At 55.6% G+C, this 18,413-nt stretch carries 15 protein-coding genes; 4 read left to right on the top strand and 11 right to left on the bottom strand.

Translation table 11 applies throughout. From position 1 onward, the window contains the following. Positions 1-90 precede the first annotated feature (90 nt). The gene (plsB, locus tag FZF21_RS01535) at positions 91-2,511 is read left to right on the top strand and encodes a glycerol-3-phosphate 1-O-acyltransferase PlsB (RefSeq protein WP_003860322.1); all 2,421 of its coding nucleotides are present in this window, start codon (positions 91-93) and stop codon (positions 2,509-2,511) included. A 92-nt stretch (positions 2,512-2,603) separates the two neighbouring features. Here the strand turns inward: plsB and ubiA are convergent, their stop codons facing one another. The 5 genes from ubiA to malK form a co-directional block, all read right to left on the bottom strand. Beyond that, positions 2,604-3,470: a 4-hydroxybenzoate octaprenyltransferase gene (gene ubiA / locus FZF21_RS01530; RefSeq protein ID WP_015570176.1), complete on the bottom strand. Its 867-nt coding sequence runs from the start codon at positions 3,468-3,470 to the stop codon at positions 2,604-2,606. Between the two features lie 12 nt (positions 3,471-3,482). Next, on the bottom strand, positions 3,483-3,980 hold the full coding sequence (gene ubiC, locus FZF21_RS01525) for a chorismate lyase (RefSeq protein ID WP_015570175.1): 498 nt from the start codon (positions 3,978-3,980) through the stop codon (positions 3,483-3,485). Positions 3,981-4,152: 172 nt separating this feature from the next. After that, positions 4,153-5,091 (bottom strand): maltose operon protein MalM, encoded by a 939-nt coding sequence (gene malM, locus FZF21_RS01520; RefSeq protein WP_015570172.1) that lies wholly within the window; start codon positions 5,089-5,091, stop codon positions 4,153-4,155. 114 nt (positions 5,092-5,205) lie between these two features. Continuing rightward, entirely contained in the window at positions 5,206-6,516 is a 1,311-nt protein-coding gene (locus tag FZF21_RS01515; RefSeq protein WP_026080558.1) for a maltoporin, read from the bottom strand. 42 nt (positions 6,517-6,558) lie between these two features. Then, positions 6,559-7,668 (bottom strand): maltose/maltodextrin ABC transporter ATP-binding protein MalK, encoded by a 1,110-nt coding sequence (gene malK / locus FZF21_RS01510; protein ID WP_003860329.1) that lies wholly within the window; start codon positions 7,666-7,668, stop codon positions 6,559-6,561. Between the two features lie 371 nt (positions 7,669-8,039). Between malK and malE the strand changes: the two genes are divergently transcribed. The 3 genes from malE to malG all read left to right on the top strand — a co-directional run bounded on the left by malE (position 8,040) and on the right by malG (position 11,801). After that, entirely contained in the window at positions 8,040-9,230 is a 1,191-nt protein-coding gene (gene malE, locus FZF21_RS01505) for a maltose/maltodextrin ABC transporter substrate-binding protein MalE (protein ID WP_047736648.1), read from the top strand. A gap of 121 nt (positions 9,231-9,351) precedes the next feature. Further along, complete coding sequence (gene malF / locus FZF21_RS01500) at positions 9,352-10,896, top strand: maltose ABC transporter permease MalF (RefSeq protein WP_015570169.1); 1,545 nt, start codon at positions 9,352-9,354, stop codon at positions 10,894-10,896. A 14-nt stretch (positions 10,897-10,910) separates the two neighbouring features. Continuing rightward, a complete protein-coding gene (gene malG, locus FZF21_RS01495; RefSeq protein ID WP_047736649.1) occupies positions 10,911-11,801 on the top strand; it encodes a maltose ABC transporter permease MalG in 891 nt (296 codons plus the stop codon). A gap of 98 nt (positions 11,802-11,899) precedes the next feature. On the opposite strand, the gene psiE is transcribed toward malG, so the two are convergent. From psiE to pgi, 6 genes are all read right to left on the bottom strand, one after another. Further along, a complete protein-coding gene (gene psiE, locus FZF21_RS01490) occupies positions 11,900-12,310 on the bottom strand; it encodes a phosphate-starvation-inducible protein PsiE (protein WP_000202963.1) in 411 nt (136 codons plus the stop codon). 178 nt (positions 12,311-12,488) lie between these two features. Further along, positions 12,489-14,585, bottom strand: coding sequence for a YjbH domain-containing protein (locus tag FZF21_RS01485; protein WP_149121115.1), 2,097 nt, complete (start codon positions 14,583-14,585; stop codon positions 12,489-12,491). Further along, positions 14,585-15,322 carry a capsule biosynthesis GfcC D2 domain-containing protein gene (locus FZF21_RS01480; RefSeq protein ID WP_047736651.1) on the bottom strand — a complete coding sequence of 246 codons (738 nt, stop codon included), beginning with the start codon at positions 15,320-15,322 and terminating at the stop codon, positions 14,585-14,587. Before FZF21_RS01480 ends, FZF21_RS01485 begins: the two co-directional genes overlap by 1 nt. Further along, complete coding sequence (locus FZF21_RS01475; RefSeq protein ID WP_017382614.1) at positions 15,319-15,957, bottom strand: YjbF family lipoprotein; 639 nt, start codon at positions 15,955-15,957, stop codon at positions 15,319-15,321. The genes FZF21_RS01480 and FZF21_RS01475 overlap by 4 nt, the downstream gene beginning before the upstream one ends. A gap of 63 nt (positions 15,958-16,020) precedes the next feature. Continuing rightward, a complete protein-coding gene (yjbE, locus tag FZF21_RS01470; protein ID WP_032620653.1) occupies positions 16,021-16,263 on the bottom strand; it encodes an exopolysaccharide production protein YjbE in 243 nt (80 codons plus the stop codon). A gap of 366 nt (positions 16,264-16,629) precedes the next feature. Continuing rightward, positions 16,630-18,279 (bottom strand): glucose-6-phosphate isomerase, encoded by a 1,650-nt coding sequence (pgi, locus tag FZF21_RS01465; protein WP_003860343.1) that lies wholly within the window; start codon positions 18,277-18,279, stop codon positions 16,630-16,632. Positions 18,280-18,413: the final 134 nt, after the last annotated feature.

The raw sequence follows: 18,413 nt of genomic DNA, 5'->3' as shown, positions 1-18,413 counted from the left end.
GAAGTATGACGGGTAACAACAGAAATTTTGCGCGCTTTCTGTTATCCTTGCGCCGCAATTGCATTATTAACCAGAGGCTTTACATCGTTTATGTCCGGCTGGCCACGAATTTACTACAAATTACTTAATTTACCATTAAGCGTCCTGGTAAAAAGTAAGTCTATCCCAGCAGAACCTGCGCTGGAATTAGGGCTCGATACGTCGCGCCCTATTATGTACGTTTTGCCTTATAACTCGAAGGCAGACCTGCTGACGCTTCGCGCTCAATGTCTGGCGCACGATTTACCTGACCCGCTTGAACCGCTGGAAGTCGACGGTACGCTGCTGCCGCGCTACGTGTTCATCCATGGCGGGCCGCGCGTGTTCACCTATTACACGCCGAAAGAAGAGTCTATTAAGCTGTTCCATGATTACCTCGATCTGCACCGCAGCAACCCCGATCTGGACGTGCAGATGGTGCCGGTGTCGGTGATGTTTGGCCGTCGTCCGGGGCGCGAAAAAGGGGAAGAGAACCCGCCGCTGCGTATGCTCAACGGCATTCAGAAGTTCTTCGCCGTCTCCTGGCTAGGACGCGACAGCTTTGTCCGCTTCTCACCTTCCGTTTCACTGCGCCGCATGGCGGATGAACACGGCACTGACAAAATCATTGCGCAAAAGCTGGCGCGCGTTGCGCGTATGCACTTTGCACGTCAGCGTCTGGCGGCCGTTGGACCACGTCTCCCGGCACGTCAGGATCTGTTCAACAAGCTGCTGGCTTCCAAAGCGATTGCCCGTGCCGTAGAAGACGAAGCGCGCAGCAAGAAAATTTCGCACGAGAAAGCGCAGCAGAACGCGATAGCGCTGATGGAAGAGATCGCCGCGAATTTCTCCTACGAGATGATTCGCCTCTCTGACCGTATCCTTGGCTTCACGTGGAACCGCCTCTATCAGGGGATTAACGTCCACAACGCCGAGCGCGTACGTCAGTTAGCGCACGACGGCCACGAGATTGTCTATGTGCCCTGCCACCGCAGCCACATGGACTACCTGTTGCTCTCTTACGTGCTCTATCACCAGGGGCTGGTGCCGCCGCATATTGCTGCCGGTATCAACCTGAACTTCTGGCCAGCAGGCCCGATTTTCCGCCGTCTGGGTGCGTTCTTTATTCGTCGTACCTTTAAGGGTAACAAGCTTTACTCCACCGTCTTCAGGGAGTATCTGGGCGAGCTGTTCAGCCGCGGTTATTCCGTGGAGTACTTTGTTGAAGGCGGGCGCTCGCGTACCGGTCGTCTGCTCGATCCGAAGACCGGCACGCTGTCGATGACCATTCAGGCCATGCTGCGTGGCGGTACGCGTCCTATCACGCTGGTGCCTATTTACATCGGTTATGAACACGTGATGGAAGTGGGCACCTACGCGAAAGAGCTGCGCGGTGCAACCAAAGAGAAAGAGAGTCTGCCGCAGATGCTGCGTGGGCTGAGTAAACTGCGCAACCTCGGCCAGGGCTACGTGAACTTTGGCGAGCCCCTGCCGCTGATGACATATCTGAACCATCATGTTCCGGAGTGGCGCGAGTCTATCGATCCTATCGAAGCGGTACGTCCGGCCTGGCTGACGCCAACGGTCAACGGCATTGCATCCGAGCTGATGGTACGCATCAACAATGCTGGTGCGGCAAACGCCATGAACCTGTGTTGTACTGCGCTTCTGGCCTCCCGCCAGCGTTCACTGACCCGCGAACAGCTGACCGAGCAGATTGATTGCTACCTGGATATCATGCGCAACGTGCCGTATTCCGTTGATTCGACCGTGCCGTCTGCCACCGCCAGCGAGCTGATCGATCACGCGTTGCAGATGAACAAGTTCGAAGTCGAGAAAGATACGATTGGTGACATCATCATTCTGCCGCGCGAGCAGGCCGTGCTGATGACCTACTACCGCAATAACATCACGCACATGCTGATGCTGCCGTCGCTGATGGCGGCCATTATTACCCAGCACCGCCGTATTTCGCGTCAGGAGCTGCTGCGCCATATTCAGGCCATCTACCCAATGCTGAAAGCGGAGCTGTTCCTGCGCTGGAGTAAGGATGAACTGGCGGCAGAGCTCGATAAAATGACGGCAGAGATGCATCGTCAGGGGCTGATTACCATCAGTGATGATGAACTGCATATCAATCCGTCACGTTCCCGTACCTTGCAGCTTCTGGCTTCCGGTGCGCGTGAGACGTTGCAGCGCTACGCCATTACCTTCTGGTTGCTGAGTGCAAATCCGTCCATCAACCGCGGTACGCTGGAAAAAGAGAGCCGGACGCTGGCCCAGCGCCTTTCCGTTCTGCATGGCATTAACGCCCCGGAATTCTTCGACAAAGCGGTATTCAGCTCCCTGGTGCTGACGCTGCGCGACGAAGGGTACATTAGCGATACGGGCGATGCCGAGCCGGAAGAGACGATGAAGGTTTACCAGATGCTGGCAGAGCTGATTACCGCGGATGTGCGTTTGACGATTGAGAGTTCTACGCAGGGCGAATGATGCTAAAGCCGGGTGGCGCTAACGCTTACCCGGCCTATATGTTCCGCTAAATCGTAGGCCGGGTAAGGCGAAGCCGCCACCCGGCTTTTTTATCACCAGTAACTCATCGCCAGGCCCAGAAACAGCACCAGCCCTACGTAGTTATTATTCAGAAACGCTTTAAAGCAGGCTTCACGCTCGCGTTTCGCGATCAGCTTCTGCTGATACGCAAACAGCAGCCCCGCCACCAGTACGGACCAGTAAAACTCCCAGTTCAGCCCGTTCAGGCGACCAATCGCCACCATCAGCGCCAGCACCGCCACCTGCAATATGCCGATGATAAGTTTGTCGTGACGACCAAACAGGATCGCCGTCGATTTGATGCCAATCTTGAGATCGTCATCGCGATCGACCATCGCGTATTGGGTATCGTACGCAACGGCCCAGAGAATATTCGCCAGGAACATCAGCCAGCAGCTGAGCGGAACGGACTCGCTGACCGCGGCAAACGCCATGGGAATCGACCAGCCAAATGCCGCACCCAATACCACCTGCGGCAGATGGGTGTATCGCTTCATGAACGGATAAACCCAGGCCAGCGCCAGAGCAGCAACGGACAGCAGAATGGTCATGGTGTTAAGGGTTAACACCAGCATAAAAGAGAGAAGCACCAGCACCACAAACAGAATGCGCGCCTCTTTCCCGGTCACCTGACCGCTCGGCAGAGGACGATTCGCGGTGCGCTTAACATGTCCATCAAATTTCCGGTCAGCATAGTCGTTAACCACACAGCCCGCAGCGCGCATCAGCCAGACGCCCGCCACAAACACCGCCAGGATCCACAGCGGCGGCACGCCCGGCGTGGCAACCCACAGCGCCCATAAGGTCGGCCACAGCAGCAGCAGCGCGCCAATGGGTTTATCAGTACGCATCAGGCGGTGATAGGCCAGCAGCTTATTCTGCGTCAGACTCCACTCCATTTTTTCTCCCTCTTAGTACAACGGCGATGCAGGCAAAAAGAGTTCCGTCAGTATTAACGGCTTGCCACTCAAACGAAGGCGGGAACGGCGCCCCCACAAATCGGCATCGCAACCAATTTCAATAAAATCACGGGTCAGTTCAGACGAGGTGAACAGATAGCGCCCCAGGGGCGTTTTGCCGAGGCGTTGCAATGCCAGCTCCGGCCCGGAAAGTGTAGACTCAGGAACCACCGTCCGCCCGGCAAGCCACGGCTCGCCATCTGCACACAGTAAAATTTCACGCAGCCAGTAGCGTTCTTCTTGCGGCAGCAGCGGCAGCTCGCTGGCAATCTCCGCAGGCGAGACAAACCCTTCCTGAATCATCGTCACCGTGACCGTTTTACCCTGTTGCTCAAAACGTTTTGTCATGGAATCTTCCAGCAGCAGCCAGTCCAGTTGCTCCGGGTCAAGCGCGGGTATTTGGTCGAAATAGCGTAGCGCACGCAGCTGCGTTAGCGCGGGGTGTGACATGCCAGACTCTCCGATACATAACGTAAAGGCATTGTATCGCAGATTGGCAAAATGAGGACGGACAAACCAAATTTAGCGATCACTATCGCAACAATGGCGCAACTTAGCCAAAAAAAGTGCGCCCGTGAAGGCGCACTAAACGACTAACAAAATCAGCACTGTGGGGAGACGGTTACCCCTTGCCTTTTACACTGCTGATAAAGGTGGAACGGGCAGTGGTTGAACCTAAACGCTCGGCTTCATCAAGCAGTTTCAGCGCTTTATCGACATCGCCGTTTTTAACCGCCTGCTTGATGGCGTTGTTAAAGTAAGTTTCAGTATCGTTAAGCACCGGCTCGGCTTTTTTCGCCGGGGCCGGAGCTGCGGCCGGTGCTGCGGCAGGCGCGGCATACACAGGCGCGGCAGTATTACCCACCGTTACCGGACCCGGGCCAGATGAGCCAAACAGCGGGCCTACGAGTACGCTGGAGGCGCTGTTGGTGGAGACTTTCAGCTTGATCAGACCATCGGTGGTATGACGGGCAAGCGGGTCCGGAATATCCGGAACAGAGTTCCCCGTGCCTTTCGCATAGGCTTTTGCCGGGTCAACAAGCTTCGTGGTTTGCTGCAAATCTTTTTCAGTCGTGAACACCAGAACATAAATCTTCTGCTGACCCAGGGCTGGTGTCAGGCGCATAACGCCTTCCAGCCGATCGGCGCTCATGACGCCAGGCTCCTGATAGCTGAAATAGTCGCTTGGGAAGAACGCGGATGGCGTCATGTTCTGATCGAGGATCAGCACGTTAGGCGCGAAGACGCTGGTCTGTTTATTGACTTCACTGGTCAATGTCAGGGTCAGCTCGCCGATATTCGCCGGCACGCTGAAAGCCGCAACCGGACCGCTGATACCCGGCACGTTCAGTGACTGGCCCCCCGCTGAAAGCTGGGTAGTTTGTGTTTTCGATTGATCAACTGGCGTCCACACCAGTTGCTGAAGTGCCGCAGCCGGAATAGCTGGCGCAGCGCTGGTATTTTGAGGAACAAAATTCACATCTGCAAAGGTGACCGCAGGCGCACAGGCCAACAGCCCCGCAGAGAGGCACAGCGCGACGAGACTTTTCTTCATTTTCATTGTTATTACCTCTGATAGCGTGAGCACTGCGGTGGCCAGGCAATAGCGCGCAGCACCCTAAGGAGAGAGGGGCTTGCGCCCCTCTTTTCAGGTCATTACGTCAGGCTTGACGAATTACCACCAGATTTCCATCTGGGCGCCGAAGGTCCACTCATCGTTGTCGCCACGGCTGAAGGTTTTCGCGGAGGTGTCGCTATACGCTACGCCAGAGGTGTAACCTGCACCTGAGTCGTTGTTTGCATAGCCCCATTTCTCATCCCACTTCGCGTAGGTTGCGAAGACGCGGATAGCCGGACGGGACCAGATGCTGTCGCCTGCCTGCCATTGCTGTGCCAGGGTGATTTTGTACTGGCTGTTTTTGTCGTCAGTTTTCTGAGATTTGACGTTGTCGTAGCCCACTTCCAGCAAGGTGCTCATGATCGGCGTCCATTTGAACATTGGACGAACACCCACGGTCCACCACTCGGTACCGTTGTTGTTGTCACGATCGATGTTCTGGTACATACCGACGTACATCAGGTCCCAACGGTCTGCCAGGGTGATTGCACCGTGATCCAGCACGCGCCACATAGAGCCGTCGTTATCGATGCTGCCGCCCTGTGGAATACCTTTACCGTTAGAGGTCATGGAGTCCGTACCGTATTGCAGCACGAACTTGTTGAAGCCTTTCATCATGCTCTGGGTGTGTTCAGCGGTGAACAGCCAGCCATCTTTAGAGGCGCCAGGTTGCAGATAGTAGTCGTCAGGAATGTTGGTATGACCATAGTCAACGCCCAGCTCCAGCGTACCGCCCGGGTTGGTTTCCAGACCGGCTAAACGCACGTCGAAGACGTCGTTTGGTACTACGTTGTCATAAATACGGTCACCGTTCGCATCACGATCGGCGAAGGTCGCAGAACCGCCGGACTCAGAAGAACGGGTCGCTGCAAGAGAGAGTTTACCAAAGCCCAGATCGATGTTTTCAATACCGGCACCAGGACCAGAGATATCCCAGTAGTAGAAGTCGATCATGTGTACGTCATGACGCTGATAGAAGCGTTTACCGGCCCAGATGGTAGAGCCTGGCAGCCATTCAATCAGGTTTTTACCCTGCACGTTAGCTTCACGGAAGGCCGGGCTGGTGGATTCCCAGTCATTCTGTTGAGAAACGGAGTACGCTACGTTGGTGTCGAAATAGAAGCTCTTGTCGCCTTCTTTCCACACTTCCTGGCCCAGTTTCAGTTCGGCGTAGGTTTCACATTCGTTACCGAGACGGTATTTACTTTGTGCGCCTGTTGCCTGGAAACATTGTTGTTCACCGCCACTTCCGGTCCAGCCAATGCCGGAACGAGCATAACCTTTAAAGTCTACGGCGCCCGCCTGGGCAGACAGGATGCCTGCCGCAATGGCGACAGCCAGAGGGACTTTGCGCAGAGTAATCATTATTCTATCTCCTGAGATCATTGCTTTTCTTTGTAATTGGAATGCTTAAACGCCTGGCTCTTTGTGCAACCGACGACATGCAGTGCCATCCTCACGGAACAGATGGCAGCGCTCTGGCGGCAAACCGATAGCGAATGTGGCACCCTCTTCTACCAACACCACGTCATTCTGGCGGTAGACCAGGTTCTGACGGATGGCGGGGATCTGGATATGAATCTGTGTTTCGTGACCAAGCTGTTCGACGACCTGAACTTCACCTTCCAGCGTCACATCAGCGATGTGGCTCGGCAGTAAATGCTCAGGGCGGATACCGAGGGACATATTGGCCCCCACCTGTACGTTGGCGCTGTCGACCGGCAGCCAGACTTGCTGACGGTTTGGCAGCTCCACCTGTACCTGTTCGATTGCCGTCGCGGTCACTTTTACGGGCAGGAAGTTCATCTTTGGCGAGCCAATGAAGCCCGCAACAAAGCGGTCTGCCGGGTAGTGATACAGCTCCAGCGGTTTGCCCACCTGCGCCACGCGACCGGCGTCCAGCACCACGATTTTGTCGGCCAGCGTCATTGCTTCGACCTGATCGTGGGTGACGTAAATCATCGTGCGTCCAAGGCGTTTGTGCAGACGGGAGATTTCGATACGCATCTGGACGCGCAGGGCGGCATCCAGGTTAGAAAGCGGTTCATCGAGCAGGAACACGCGCGGCTCGGCCACCAGCGTACGGCCAATGGCCACACGCTGACGCTGACCACCGGAGAGCGCCTTCGGTTTACGCTCCAGCAGATGTGCCAGCTGGAGCACTTCCGCCACCTGGGTGACGCGCTGGTTAATGGTCTCTTTTTTCGCGCCGGCCAGCTTCAGGCCAAAGGACATGTTCTCGGCAACGGAAAGATGCGGATAAAGGGCATAAGACTGGAACACCATGCCCACGCCGCGTTCAGCTGGCGGGATGTCGTTCATTCGGGTATCACCAATAAATAAATCGCCACTGGTGATGGTTTCAAGACCGGCAATCATACGCAGCAGAGTCGATTTACCACAGCCTGATGGACCCACGAACACCACAAACTCACCTTCGTGGATGTCCAGATTGATGTCTTTTGACACCACTACGTCGCCCCAGGCTTTCGTTACATTACGCAGCTGTACGCTCGCCATGCCCTTCTCCCTTCGTTACAACCTGTCACCGACAGAAACATTCAAGATAAGTTCACTATGCGTGTTCCATTACTTTCGTGAATCCTCCACCCCCCGGCTTTTTTATGGGGGAGGAGGCGGGAGGATGAGAGAGCAGGCTCTGCGACCGCAGCGGAGGGGCTGAGGCGAAAATCGTGAAGCGGCCTGCAAAATTCAGTGGGTTTTTATGTGCGCCAGCACTCATAACTTAAATTTATGTTACAGGGATCACACAAACAGGGGGTGGGGCGTAGGGACTGGGAGGATGGAAAGAGGATGTCAAATAAGGAGACTGAGTCACGTTGAACCACCTTATGTATCCACGAGCACATCACCAATAAAGGATGGCAGATATGAAGATCAAGACTGGCGCACGCGTTTTCGCATTGTCCGCCCTCGCAGCAATGATGATTTCCGCACCGGCTCTCGCCAAAATTGAAGAAGGTAAGCTGGTTATCTGGATTAACGGCGACAAGGGCTATAACGGTCTGGCCGAAGTGGGCAAAAAATTCGAGAAAGACACCGGTATCAAAGTCACCGTAGAACACCCGGACAAACTGGAAGAGAAGTTCCCGCAGGTTGCGGCAACTGGCGATGGTCCGGACATTATCTTCTGGGCGCATGACCGTTTCGGGGGCTACGCGCAGTCTGGCCTGCTGGCAGAAGTTACGCCAGACAAAGCCTTCCAGGACAAACTGTTCCCGTTCACCTGGGACGCCGTTCGCTATAACGGCAGGCTGATCGCTTACCCAATCGCGGTTGAAGCGCTGTCACTGATTTACAACAAAGACCTGGTGCCAAACCCGCCGAAAACCTGGGAAGAGATCCCTGCTCTGGATAAAGAGCTGAAGGCGAAAGGTAAATCCGCCCTGATGTTCAACCTGCAAGAGCCGTACTTCACCTGGCCGCTGATTGCTGCCGACGGCGGTTACGCGTTCAAGTTTGAAAACGGCAAGTATGACGTGAAAGACGTGGGCGTGGACAACGCAGGTGCGAAAGCGGGTCTGACCTTCCTGGTTGACCTCATCAAGAACAAACACATGAATGCGGATACCGACTACTCCATCGCGGAAGCGGCGTTCAACAAAGGCGAAACCGCGATGACCATCAATGGTCCGTGGGCCTGGACCAACATCGACAAGAGCAAAATCAACTACGGCGTGACCCTGCTGCCAACCTTCAACGGCAAGCCGTCTAAACCGTTCGTGGGCGTGCTGAGCGCAGGTATCAACGCCGCCAGCCCGAACAAAGAGCTGGCGAAAGAGTTCCTCGAAAACTACCTGCTGACCGATCAGGGTCTGGATGAAGTGAACAAGGACAAGCCGCTGGGCGCCGTTGCGCTGAAATCCTTCCAGGATCAGCTGGCGAAAGATCCGCGTATTGCGGCCACCATGGATAACGCCCAGAAAGGCGAAATCATGCCGAACATCCCACAGATGGCTGCGTTCTGGTACGCCACCCGTACCGCGGTCATCAACGCTGCAAGCGGTCGCCAGAGTGTCGATGCCGCACTGAAAGATGCTCAGGGCCGTATTACTAAGTAAGTCTGAAAAACGGCGGGTGGCGCGTGCGCTTACCCGCCCTACGACTACGGCACGATCCGTAGGTCAGGTAAGCGCAGCGCCACCTGACGATAAGTTTCCACCGTTGTAGAGGAAGAACCCCATGGATGTCATTAAAAAGAAACACTGGTGGCAAAGCGACGCACTGAAGTGGTCAGTGATAGGTCTGCTGTGTCTGCTGGTGGGTTACCTTGTTGTTTTAATGTACGTGCAAGGGGAATACCTGTTTGCCATCATGACGCTGATTTTAAGCTCGGTTGGCCTGTATATTTTCGCCAACCGTAAAGCGTACGCCTGGCGCTATGTCTACCCGGGCGTTGCCGGGATGGGGCTGTTTGTCCTCTTTCCGCTGATCTGCACCATCGCGATTGCCTTTACCAACTACAGCAGCACCAACCAGCTCGCGCAGGAGCGTGCCACCCAGGTGCTTCTGGATCGTTCTTACCAGGCGGGTAAAACCTTTAACTTCGGCCTGTATCCCACGGGTGACGAGTGGAAGTTAGCGCTCACTGACGGTGAGAGCGGCAAAACCTATCTTTCCGACGCGTTCAAATTTGGCGGCGAGCAGAAGCTGGCCTTAAAAGAGGCTGCGGCCCTGCCGGAAGGTGAACGTGCGAACCTGCGTATCATTACCCAGAATCGTCAGGCGCTGACCCAGCTCACCGCCGTGCTGCCCGATGACAGCAAAGTAACCATGAGCTCGCTGCGCCAGTTCTCCGGCACGCAGCCGCTTTATACTCTGGCGGATGACGGCACGCTGACCAACAACCAGAGCGGCGTGAAGTACCGTCCGAACAACGATATCGGTTTCTATCAGTCGGTGAATGCCGACGGCAGCTGGGGCGACGACAAACTCAGCCCGGGCTATACCGTCACCATCGGCTGGGACAACTTCACCCGCGTATTTACCGACGAAGGCATCCAGAAACCGTTCTTCGCCATCTTCGTCTGGACGGTGGTCTTCTCGGTGCTGACCGTGATCCTGACCGTGGCCGTGGGCATGGTGCTGGCCTGCCTCGTGCAGTGGGAGTCCCTGAAAGGCAAAGCGATTTACCGCGTGCTGCTGATTCTGCCCTACGCCGTGCCGTCGTTTATCTCGATTCTGATTTTCAAAGGGCTGTTTAACCAGAGCTTCGGTGAAATCAACATGATGCTGAGCGCGCTGTTCGGTATCAAACCGGCCTGGTTCAGCGACCCAACCACCGCTCGCTCGATGATTATCATCGTGAACACCTGGCTCGGTTATCCGTACATGATGATCCTGTGCATGGGGCTGCTGAAGGCTATCCCGGACGATCTGTACGAAGCCTCGGCGATGGACGGCGCGGGTCCGTTCCAGAACTTCTTCAAAATTACCCTGCCGCTGCTCATTAAGCCGCTGACGCCGCTGATGATCGCCAGCTTCGCCTTTAACTTTAACAACTTTGTGCTGATTCAGCTGTTGACCAACGGTGGCCCGGACCGTCTCGGCACCACCACGCCGGCAGGCTATACCGACCTGCTCGTGAGCTACACCTACCGCATCGCCTTCGAGGGCGGCGGCGGTCAGGACTTCGGCCTGGCGGCGGCGATTGCCACCCTGATCTTCCTGCTGGTGGGCGCCCTGGCGATTGTGAACCTGAAAGCCACACGTATGAAATTTGACTAAGGAGGGCACTGAACATGGCAATGGTACAACCCAAATCTCAGAAACTGCGCCTCCTCGCGACGCACTTAGGCCTGCTGATTTTTATTGCGGCGATTATGTTCCCGCTGCTGATGGTTATCGCCATCTCCCTGCGCTCGGGCAACTTCGCGACCGGGAGCCTGATCCCGGACGAAATCTCCTGGGAGCACTGGAAGCTCGCGCTGGGCTTCAGCGTTGAACATGCCGATGGCCGCGTCACGCCGCCGCCGTTCCCGGTGCTGCTGTGGCTGTGGAACTCGGTGAAAGTCGCGACCATCACCGCGATCGGCATCGTGGCGCTTTCCACCACCTGCGCTTATGCCTTCGCCCGTATGCGTTTCCCGGGCAAAGCGACGCTGCTGAAAGGGATGCTGATTTTCCAGATGTTCCCGGCGGTACTCTCGCTGGTGGCGCTGTATGCCCTGTTTGACCGTCTGGGCCAGTACGTCCCGTTCATCGGTCTGAACACTCACGGCGGCGTGATCTTCGCCTATCTTGGCGGCATCGCCCTGCACGTGTGGACCATCAAAGGCTATTTCGAAACCATCGACGGTTCGCTGGAAGAAGCGGCGGCGCTGGATGGGGCGACACCGTGGCAGGCGTTCCGTCTGGTGCTGCTGCCGCTGTCGGTGCCGATTCTGGCGGTGGTGTTTATCCTGTCGTTTATCGCCGCCATCACCGAAGTCCCGGTCGCCTCACTGCTACTGCGCGATGTGAACAGCTACACCCTTGCCGTCGGTATGCAGCAGTACCTCAACCCGCAAAACTACCTGTGGGGCGACTTTGCCGCGGCGGCCGTCCTCTCTGCCATCCCGATTACCGTGGTGTTCCTGCTGGCCCAGCGCTGGCTGGTCAACGGCCTGACGGCGGGCGGTGTGAAAGGTTAAGTTTCATTTGTTATGCCACTGCAACCCTCAACTTTAGACGTATTGTATTGAACCAACTTGTGACTGTTATTCGGCGGCCTCCGGGCCGCCATTTTTTTTTATTCGCGTTTCAGCCGCTTCGAGTTGCACAGCCAGAGGGTGATCACCAGCAGCAGGATCGCCGCCGAGTAGATCAGCACGTCGAGCGGGGATTTATGATCGACGATGATCAGCCGCACAATGGCGGTGATGCCAATATAGACAAAATAGCGCAGCGGGAAGTGAAAGCCGGACTGAAAGTACTTCACAATCAGGGCAATAAATTCAAAGTAGAGAAAGTAGACCACCAGGCCTTCCACCAGCGCGTATTTGCTGGTTTGCTCAGGGGCGAACAGCACATCCGCCAGATGCACCGTCTCTTTACCCAGAAAAACGACCAGGATCAGGCCAAGGCTCAGCAGACCGAGGTTCAGCACGGTCTGGAGTATCGTTGAGATAAACTCAACGCGCGGACGAGTCAGGGATGTCATACAGCACCTCATTCTCCAGGGCGAGGTTCCTGTATAACGCAAAAATGTGACGGGGATCTATATTTTTTGTTTATGTTTTGTCCAGATGAACATTCTTGCCGGGCGGCACTGCGTTTGCCCGGCCTACAAAAACACTCTCGTAGGCCCGGTAAGCGCAGCGCCACCGGGCAAATAAGCATCAGCGGAAGTTAATGTTCTTATCGCTGGTCATATCATACAGCTGGAATTTACGTCCAAGCTGCTGACCGCCGTCGCGCGTCAGCGGCGTCCAGCCCACTGCCGCACGGCTGCGGGTTGGGCCTGATGAGAACAGATCCAGCGGAATCGACACGTACACCCCTTTGGTGAAGTCCCCTTCCCCGTACTCGTCTGGCGAAACGTTGGTGATGGTGGCATAGCCGCCCACCACCACGCCGCTGTCGAAGTGTTTGGAGATATCCAGCGTGCCGCCCTTATCACCCGCCAGATACTGGCCGACGCTGGCTTTCACCAGCACGTCCTGCGCGAACGACGGCGTCCAGTAGGCGGTCAGGTGGCCGGTTTTGACGCTGTAGTCGGTGAACTTCATCATGTCCTGCGCGCTGCGCCAGTCACGCTGTTTCACGTAGTTGGCATCAACCCCAAACGCCCAGTTGCTGTCGACAGGACGATAAAGCACTTCTGCCCCGGCGCCGCCGAACATGGTTTCCAGATAGCCACCGTAAACCTGGCCGTAGAAGCCGTTGCCGAAGTACTGGAAGTAGTTGGCCTGGAGGTTATTCACGTAGATATCGTTCTGCACATATTCGCGAACGCGAGTACGCACGCGCGGCAGTTTTGAATCGTTCGGCGGGTTGGTGTAGTTAAATTTGTCGTAGTTGTTAGCAATGTTGCCGAACAGACTACCGGTGGTCAACAGGTGGTCGGTCACCCACAGATCCGCCGTCGCCATCGCCCCCAGCTGATACATGTAGAAGTTTTCCGGCCCACCCACGGACTGGTTCAGCACCGGATCGATATGGAAATCGAAGCGGGATTTATCGATATACCAGCCCTGCTCGGTGCTCTCTGGCACCACCGGCTCAACGCGTTTTTGTACCAGCTCGGTTTCATGTCCCAGCGGTTCGCCTTCAAGATGACGCTTAAGGCTGGCAACATCGGTTTCGGTTGTGACCTGCGGCAGGTTGAGGCGGTTCTCCGTCACGCGGATCGTGCGGATCCCCTCCGGCAGATCGTTCATGACGATCCGGTTGGCGCGCTCGATCCCTTCGCGGGAGTCGCGGTATTTTACCTGCTCGCCGGTGACGTACAGCGTATCGCCTTTGGTCTGGATCTTTGGATCCGCCAGGCCCGCGTTATATTTCAGCAGCGTCAGCTGATTCGCTACCACGGAGTGCTGAATGATCGCATCCTGCGGCTCCGGCTGATATTTTGGCCGCGGGTTGTCATTGTAGTGCGGCCGCATGTCGTTAAAGTTAGTGCGTAGGGTAAAGCCAAACATCAGGGTATTACCGCGCTCATAGCTGAGGTTAACGTCGGCCCAGTCGGTGACGCGGTAAATGGCGCCGACGTTAAACTTGCTCTTTTGCTCAATTTTCCCGGCGAAGTCCTGCGAGTAGTCGTTTCCTTCGTACTCCAGCTTCAGACGTAACGGCTGCCACGGTGTTTGATACTCCACGCCACCAAACAGCGAGGCCGGGCCGTGGAACATCTGGTCCCCGTTGATGGAGCCCGCTTTCTGGTAGCTGTTATCGCGGTAGCAGTATTTATCGCTGTAGGTACAGAACGGATTTTTGACGTTGCCGCTGGTGCCGAGATAGCCCCATCCCAGACCGAGTGAGAAATCAAACGGTCCCCAGGCTTTGCTGGCCACGATATATTCCGCGTCAAACAGGCCGGTCCCGCCGATATCCTTCGCACCAACGGAGACCTGCGGCATCCAGTAGCTCTCTTCCCACAGGCGCAGCTTCACGTCGAAAGCTTTGTCTTTATAAGTCTGGTCGCCGGAGAAGGCATCCACGCTGCTGTACTGTTTTGTACGCACGTCGGTGTAGCGCAGCGTGGTCTCCAGCCAGGGGAACAGCTGCACGGACGCAGAGTAGTAACGGTACTGATCGTTATCGCGATAGTTAAGGCTGATTTCCCCCTCGCGGGCCATACGCGCGGTTGGGGTTTGCAGTAAGCCCACGCCGCCAAAATCGGACTGCGACGGGCCGATGGGTGCCGGATACATTTCTGCATGACAGGCGGCACTCACGCACAGTGCAAGCATGCTGTAGAGATAGGTTTTTTTCATTATTCCGGTATCCGCTGTATCAGGGAGCGAAGGATATCGGCATTAAGCCCGTCATACGCTTTCGTCCAGAAATGGTCGGCAAAACCGACAAAAATGATGCTGCCTGGCATAGGTTCGATATGGCGTTTATTCCAGTAAGCCACCGGCGCTTTCTGCGTATGCCCGTCCGGATAGACCACCCAGGCATAGCTGTTATCCGCTCCGCTGAGCAGACTTTGCTCGTCGAGATAGCTCGCCATGTCCCGGCCCGGCGTAAACGGCTTTTTGCCAGGGCTGCTGAGAAGCCCCATCACGGTGACGGTGGAAGGTTGAGCCGGAAGCCACAGGGTATAGTCCCCTTCCAGCGACGGATTGCCGTTTTCCGCAACGCGCACCTCATCCGGATCCAGATTCACCTTCTGGCGCCCCGTCACCTTAACCGCCTGAAGCTGTTGACGCAGGCTAGTAATGGCCGCGGCATCGTCGGTATCTTCCTGTTGTGCCAGCCCGCTCAGTCGGGCGAGCAGCGCCTGATGTTTTTGTTCCGCTACGATCGTCGCCTGACGCTCGCTGATCACCGCCCCGGTCCACCAGCTTTTCGCCAGCCTCGGCTGCCCCACCAGATCGAGCAGATGCCCGGCATTGGTTAAGGTTTTAGGTTTTTCGCTGTCCGGGGTGTAGACCTGTACCGTTCCCGCAGACCACGCCAGCGGCGAGGTCAGGCTGGCGAGAAGCGCAATGTGGATGAACATTTTCATGATTTCGCCGCCTTGATCAGGGTGGCCTTCACCGGGAAGAAACCGGCACCGAGATACTGTAAGGACTGGCGGATTTGCCCCTCTTCGTCCACCCAGAAGCGGTTATGCCAGGTGGCCTGATCGGTTGTCACTTCTTCATCCAGCACGCGCACCTGCGTTTCGTCGCTGCCCACTTTGACACTGTCCGTACCGTCCCAGCGGAAGGTGGAGCGGGCCGTGGCGTAGCGCACCTGTTTATGCTCGGTCCAGCCCATCGTGCGCGTCCAGCTTGCGCCATCGACGATCTGATTCGGCTTGATGAGCGGATCTTCAGCCAGGTTGTTCACCTCAAGCAGGTTGTCGCCGCCGAGCAACGTTTTCACGATGCGGGAATGCTGCGTCACGATGGTGGCCTGATCCTGCGTCACCCATTTCTGCTGCCCGTTTTCATCGAAAGCGAGCACCACAAACAGTTGCGGACCATCGTTTAGCTGCATGTACTGGCTGGCATACGGCATGTTCTGAAGTTCGTCATCGGTCAGATGCACGCCCGGCGTGCCGAACATGCTGTCCCACAGTGAGTGGCCCAGCCCTTTGGTGGTAGCTGAGCACGCCTGCAACAGCAGGCAAATCAGGATGATTGCAGGTCGCTTCACGACTCTTCTCCGAAGGGGCGAAATAACCACACCGAAGTGTGGTTATGATTAAAACACCCGTTATTACTGGGTGCTGGTCGTCGTAGTGGTCGTGGTTCCGGTATTGGAGCCATCACCGCCACCGGTTGCCGCCAGCGCGACACCCACGGCTGAACTTACGGCGCTGGTGCTGGCTGCGGTAGAACTCCCCGCAGACGCAGACGTCGCTGCCGACCCTGCTGCTTCCCCGACCTGGACCGGAGCTGCATAGACAGACGTCGCCGCAAGCGTAGATATGGCAAAAATGCCATACAGTACTTTCTTCATAACAATTTCCCTTCAATGAATGAATGGAGATTTGCCCGAAAAGAAATTCAGGCGGATTCGAGTATACACAACTAAAGCAGTGGGTTTACCGTGGGGGTAAATAGGGATGAGGTTTTCAGACTAATGGTTAAAAATGGAAGGAAAATAGAATCAAGGAAATATATAATCACTATAAATCAAACATTTATAATATAAGAACATTAAAGCATCACTCCGTATTTTCTTAAAATAAACCTCAGCAATTAACGGGGTTACCGTCTTTTTCGGATTAAACTCAGATTCAGAATTTGAGATAACTAACAGACATCAGGAATTATCCGATAAAAAAATGCCGGCATATCGCCGGCATTGTTCATGACATATTTATTACGCACGCCAGGCTTTATAACGGTTAATCAGACCATTAGTGGAGCTGTCGTGGCTGTCGATCGCTTTATCGTCACCCAGCTCTGGCAGAATGCGGTTTGCCAGCTGTTTGCCCAGCTCAACGCCCCACTGGTCAAAGGTGAAGATGTTCAGAATAGCGCCCTGAGTGAAGATTTTGTGCTCGTAGAGGGCAATCAGCGCACCCAGGCTGAACGGCGTGATTTCGCGCAGCAGAATGGAGTTAGTTGGACGGTTGCCTTCGAATACTTTAAACGGCACAACGTGCTCCAGCGTAGCCGGATCTTTACCCTGGTCACGGTATTCCTGCTCAACCACCTCGCGGGATTTACCGAACGCCAGCGCTTCGGTCTGGGCGAAGAAGTTAGACAGCAGCTTCGGATGGTGGTCGGACAGTGGGTTGTGCGTAATCGCCGGGGCGATGAAATCGCACGGTACCATTTTGGTACCCTGGTGGATCAGCTGGTAGAACGCGTGCTGGCCGTTGGTGCCCGGCTCGCCCCAGATGATTGGGCCAGTCTGGTAATCCACCGCGTTGCCGTTACGGTCAACGTACTTGCCGTTGGATTCCATGTTGCCCTGCTGGAAGTAGGCCGCAAAGCGGTGCATGTACTGGTCGTACGGCAGAATCGCTTCGGTTTCAGCGCCGAAGAAGTTGTTGTACCAGATCCCGATCAGCGCCAGCAGCACCGGCAGGTTTTTCTCAGGCGCGGTGGTGGAGAAGTGTTTGTCCATCGCGTGCGCACCGGAGAGCAGTTCAACGAAGTTGTCGAAGCCCACGGACAGGATGATGGACAGACCGATCGCAGACCACAGTGAGTAGCGGCCGCCCACCCAGTCCCAGAACTCAAACATGTTCGCGGTATCAATACCGAACTCACCCACCGCTTTACCGTTGGTGGACAGCGCCGCAAAGTGTTTCGCCACGTGCTTTTCGTCGCCCGCGGTTTTCAGGAACCAGTCGCGCGCGCTGTGGGCGTTGGTCATGGTTTCCTGAGTGGTGAAGGTTTTAGACGCCACCAGGAATAGCGTGGTTTCCGGGTTCACCTTTTTCAGCACTTCAGCGATGTGAGTCCCATCGACGTTGGACACGAAGTGCATGTTGAGGTGGTTTTTGTACGGGCGCAGCGCCTCGGTCACCATGAACGGGCCGAGGTCAGAGCCGCCGATACCGATGTTTACGACGTCGGTGATCGCTTTGCCGGTGTAGCCTTTCCAGCTACCTGAGATGATCGCTTCAGAGAAGGTTTTCATCTTTTCCAGCACCGCGTTCACTTCCGGCATCACATCTTTGCCGTCTACGATAATTGGCGTATTGCTACGGTTACGCAGGGCCACGTGCAGGACGGCACGGTCTTCGGTGCGGTTGATTTTCTCACCGGAGAACATGGATTTGATGGCATCTGCCAGCTCAGTCTCTTTCGCCAGATCTTGCAGCTTCGCCAGCGTCTCTTCGGTGATACGGTTCTTGGAGAAATCCACCAGCATCAGGTCATCGAAGGTGGCGGAAAACTTGCTGAAACGATCGGCATCTTTCGCGAACAGATCCGCGATAGTGACGTCTTTCATTTCATCAAAATGTTTCTGTAGTGCCTGCCATGCAGCGGTCTGCGTTGGGTTGATGTTTTTCATAGCAATACTCTTCTGATTTGAGAATTGTGACTGCGGTCGATTGTAGCGCCTGCAAATAAAAATTGTGATGGTTTTTATGCCATTGCCCTGGTCTGCATCAAACGCAGGTGAAAAGACCCGAAAAGTATAGCTGC

The sequence above is a fragment of the Enterobacter sp. LU1 genome (genome assembly GCF_008271405.2).
Classification (GTDB): domain Bacteria; phylum Pseudomonadota; class Gammaproteobacteria; order Enterobacterales; family Enterobacteriaceae; genus Enterobacter; species Enterobacter hormaechei_C.
This window is presented reverse-complemented; position numbering and strand designations above follow the sequence as displayed.

Excerpts from the sequence above, each read along its gene's own strand:
- plsB (WP_003860322.1), top strand. The coding sequence starts at position 91 with ATGTCCGGCTGGCCACGAATTTACTACAAATTACTTAATTTACCATTA.
- ubiA (WP_015570176.1), bottom strand. The coding sequence starts at position 3,470 with ATGGAGTGGAGTCTGACGCAGAATAAGCTGCTGGCCTATCACCGCCTG.
- ubiC (WP_015570175.1), bottom strand. The coding sequence starts at position 3,980 with ATGTCACACCCCGCGCTAACGCAGCTGCGTGCGCTACGCTATTTCGAC.
- malM (WP_015570172.1), bottom strand. The coding sequence starts at position 5,091 with ATGAAAATGAAGAAAAGTCTCGTCGCGCTGTGCCTCTCTGCGGGGCTG.
- malK (WP_003860329.1), bottom strand. The coding sequence starts at position 7,668 with ATGGCGAGCGTACAGCTGCGTAATGTAACGAAAGCCTGGGGCGACGTA.
- malE (WP_047736648.1), top strand. The coding sequence starts at position 8,040 with ATGAAGATCAAGACTGGCGCACGCGTTTTCGCATTGTCCGCCCTCGCA.
- malF (WP_015570169.1), top strand. The coding sequence starts at position 9,352 with ATGGATGTCATTAAAAAGAAACACTGGTGGCAAAGCGACGCACTGAAG.
- malG (WP_047736649.1), top strand. The coding sequence starts at position 10,911 with ATGGCAATGGTACAACCCAAATCTCAGAAACTGCGCCTCCTCGCGACG.
- psiE (WP_000202963.1), bottom strand. The coding sequence starts at position 12,310 with ATGACATCCCTGACTCGTCCGCGCGTTGAGTTTATCTCAACGATACTC.
- FZF21_RS01485 (WP_149121115.1), bottom strand. The coding sequence starts at position 14,585 with ATGAAAAAAACCTATCTCTACAGCATGCTTGCACTGTGCGTGAGTGCC.
- FZF21_RS01480 (WP_047736651.1), bottom strand. The coding sequence starts at position 15,322 with ATGAAAATGTTCATCCACATTGCGCTTCTCGCCAGCCTGACCTCGCCG.
- yjbE (WP_032620653.1), bottom strand. The coding sequence starts at position 16,263 with ATGAAGAAAGTACTGTATGGCATTTTTGCCATATCTACGCTTGCGGCG.
- pgi (WP_003860343.1), bottom strand. The coding sequence starts at position 18,279 with ATGAAAAACATCAACCCAACGCAGACCGCTGCATGGCAGGCACTACAG.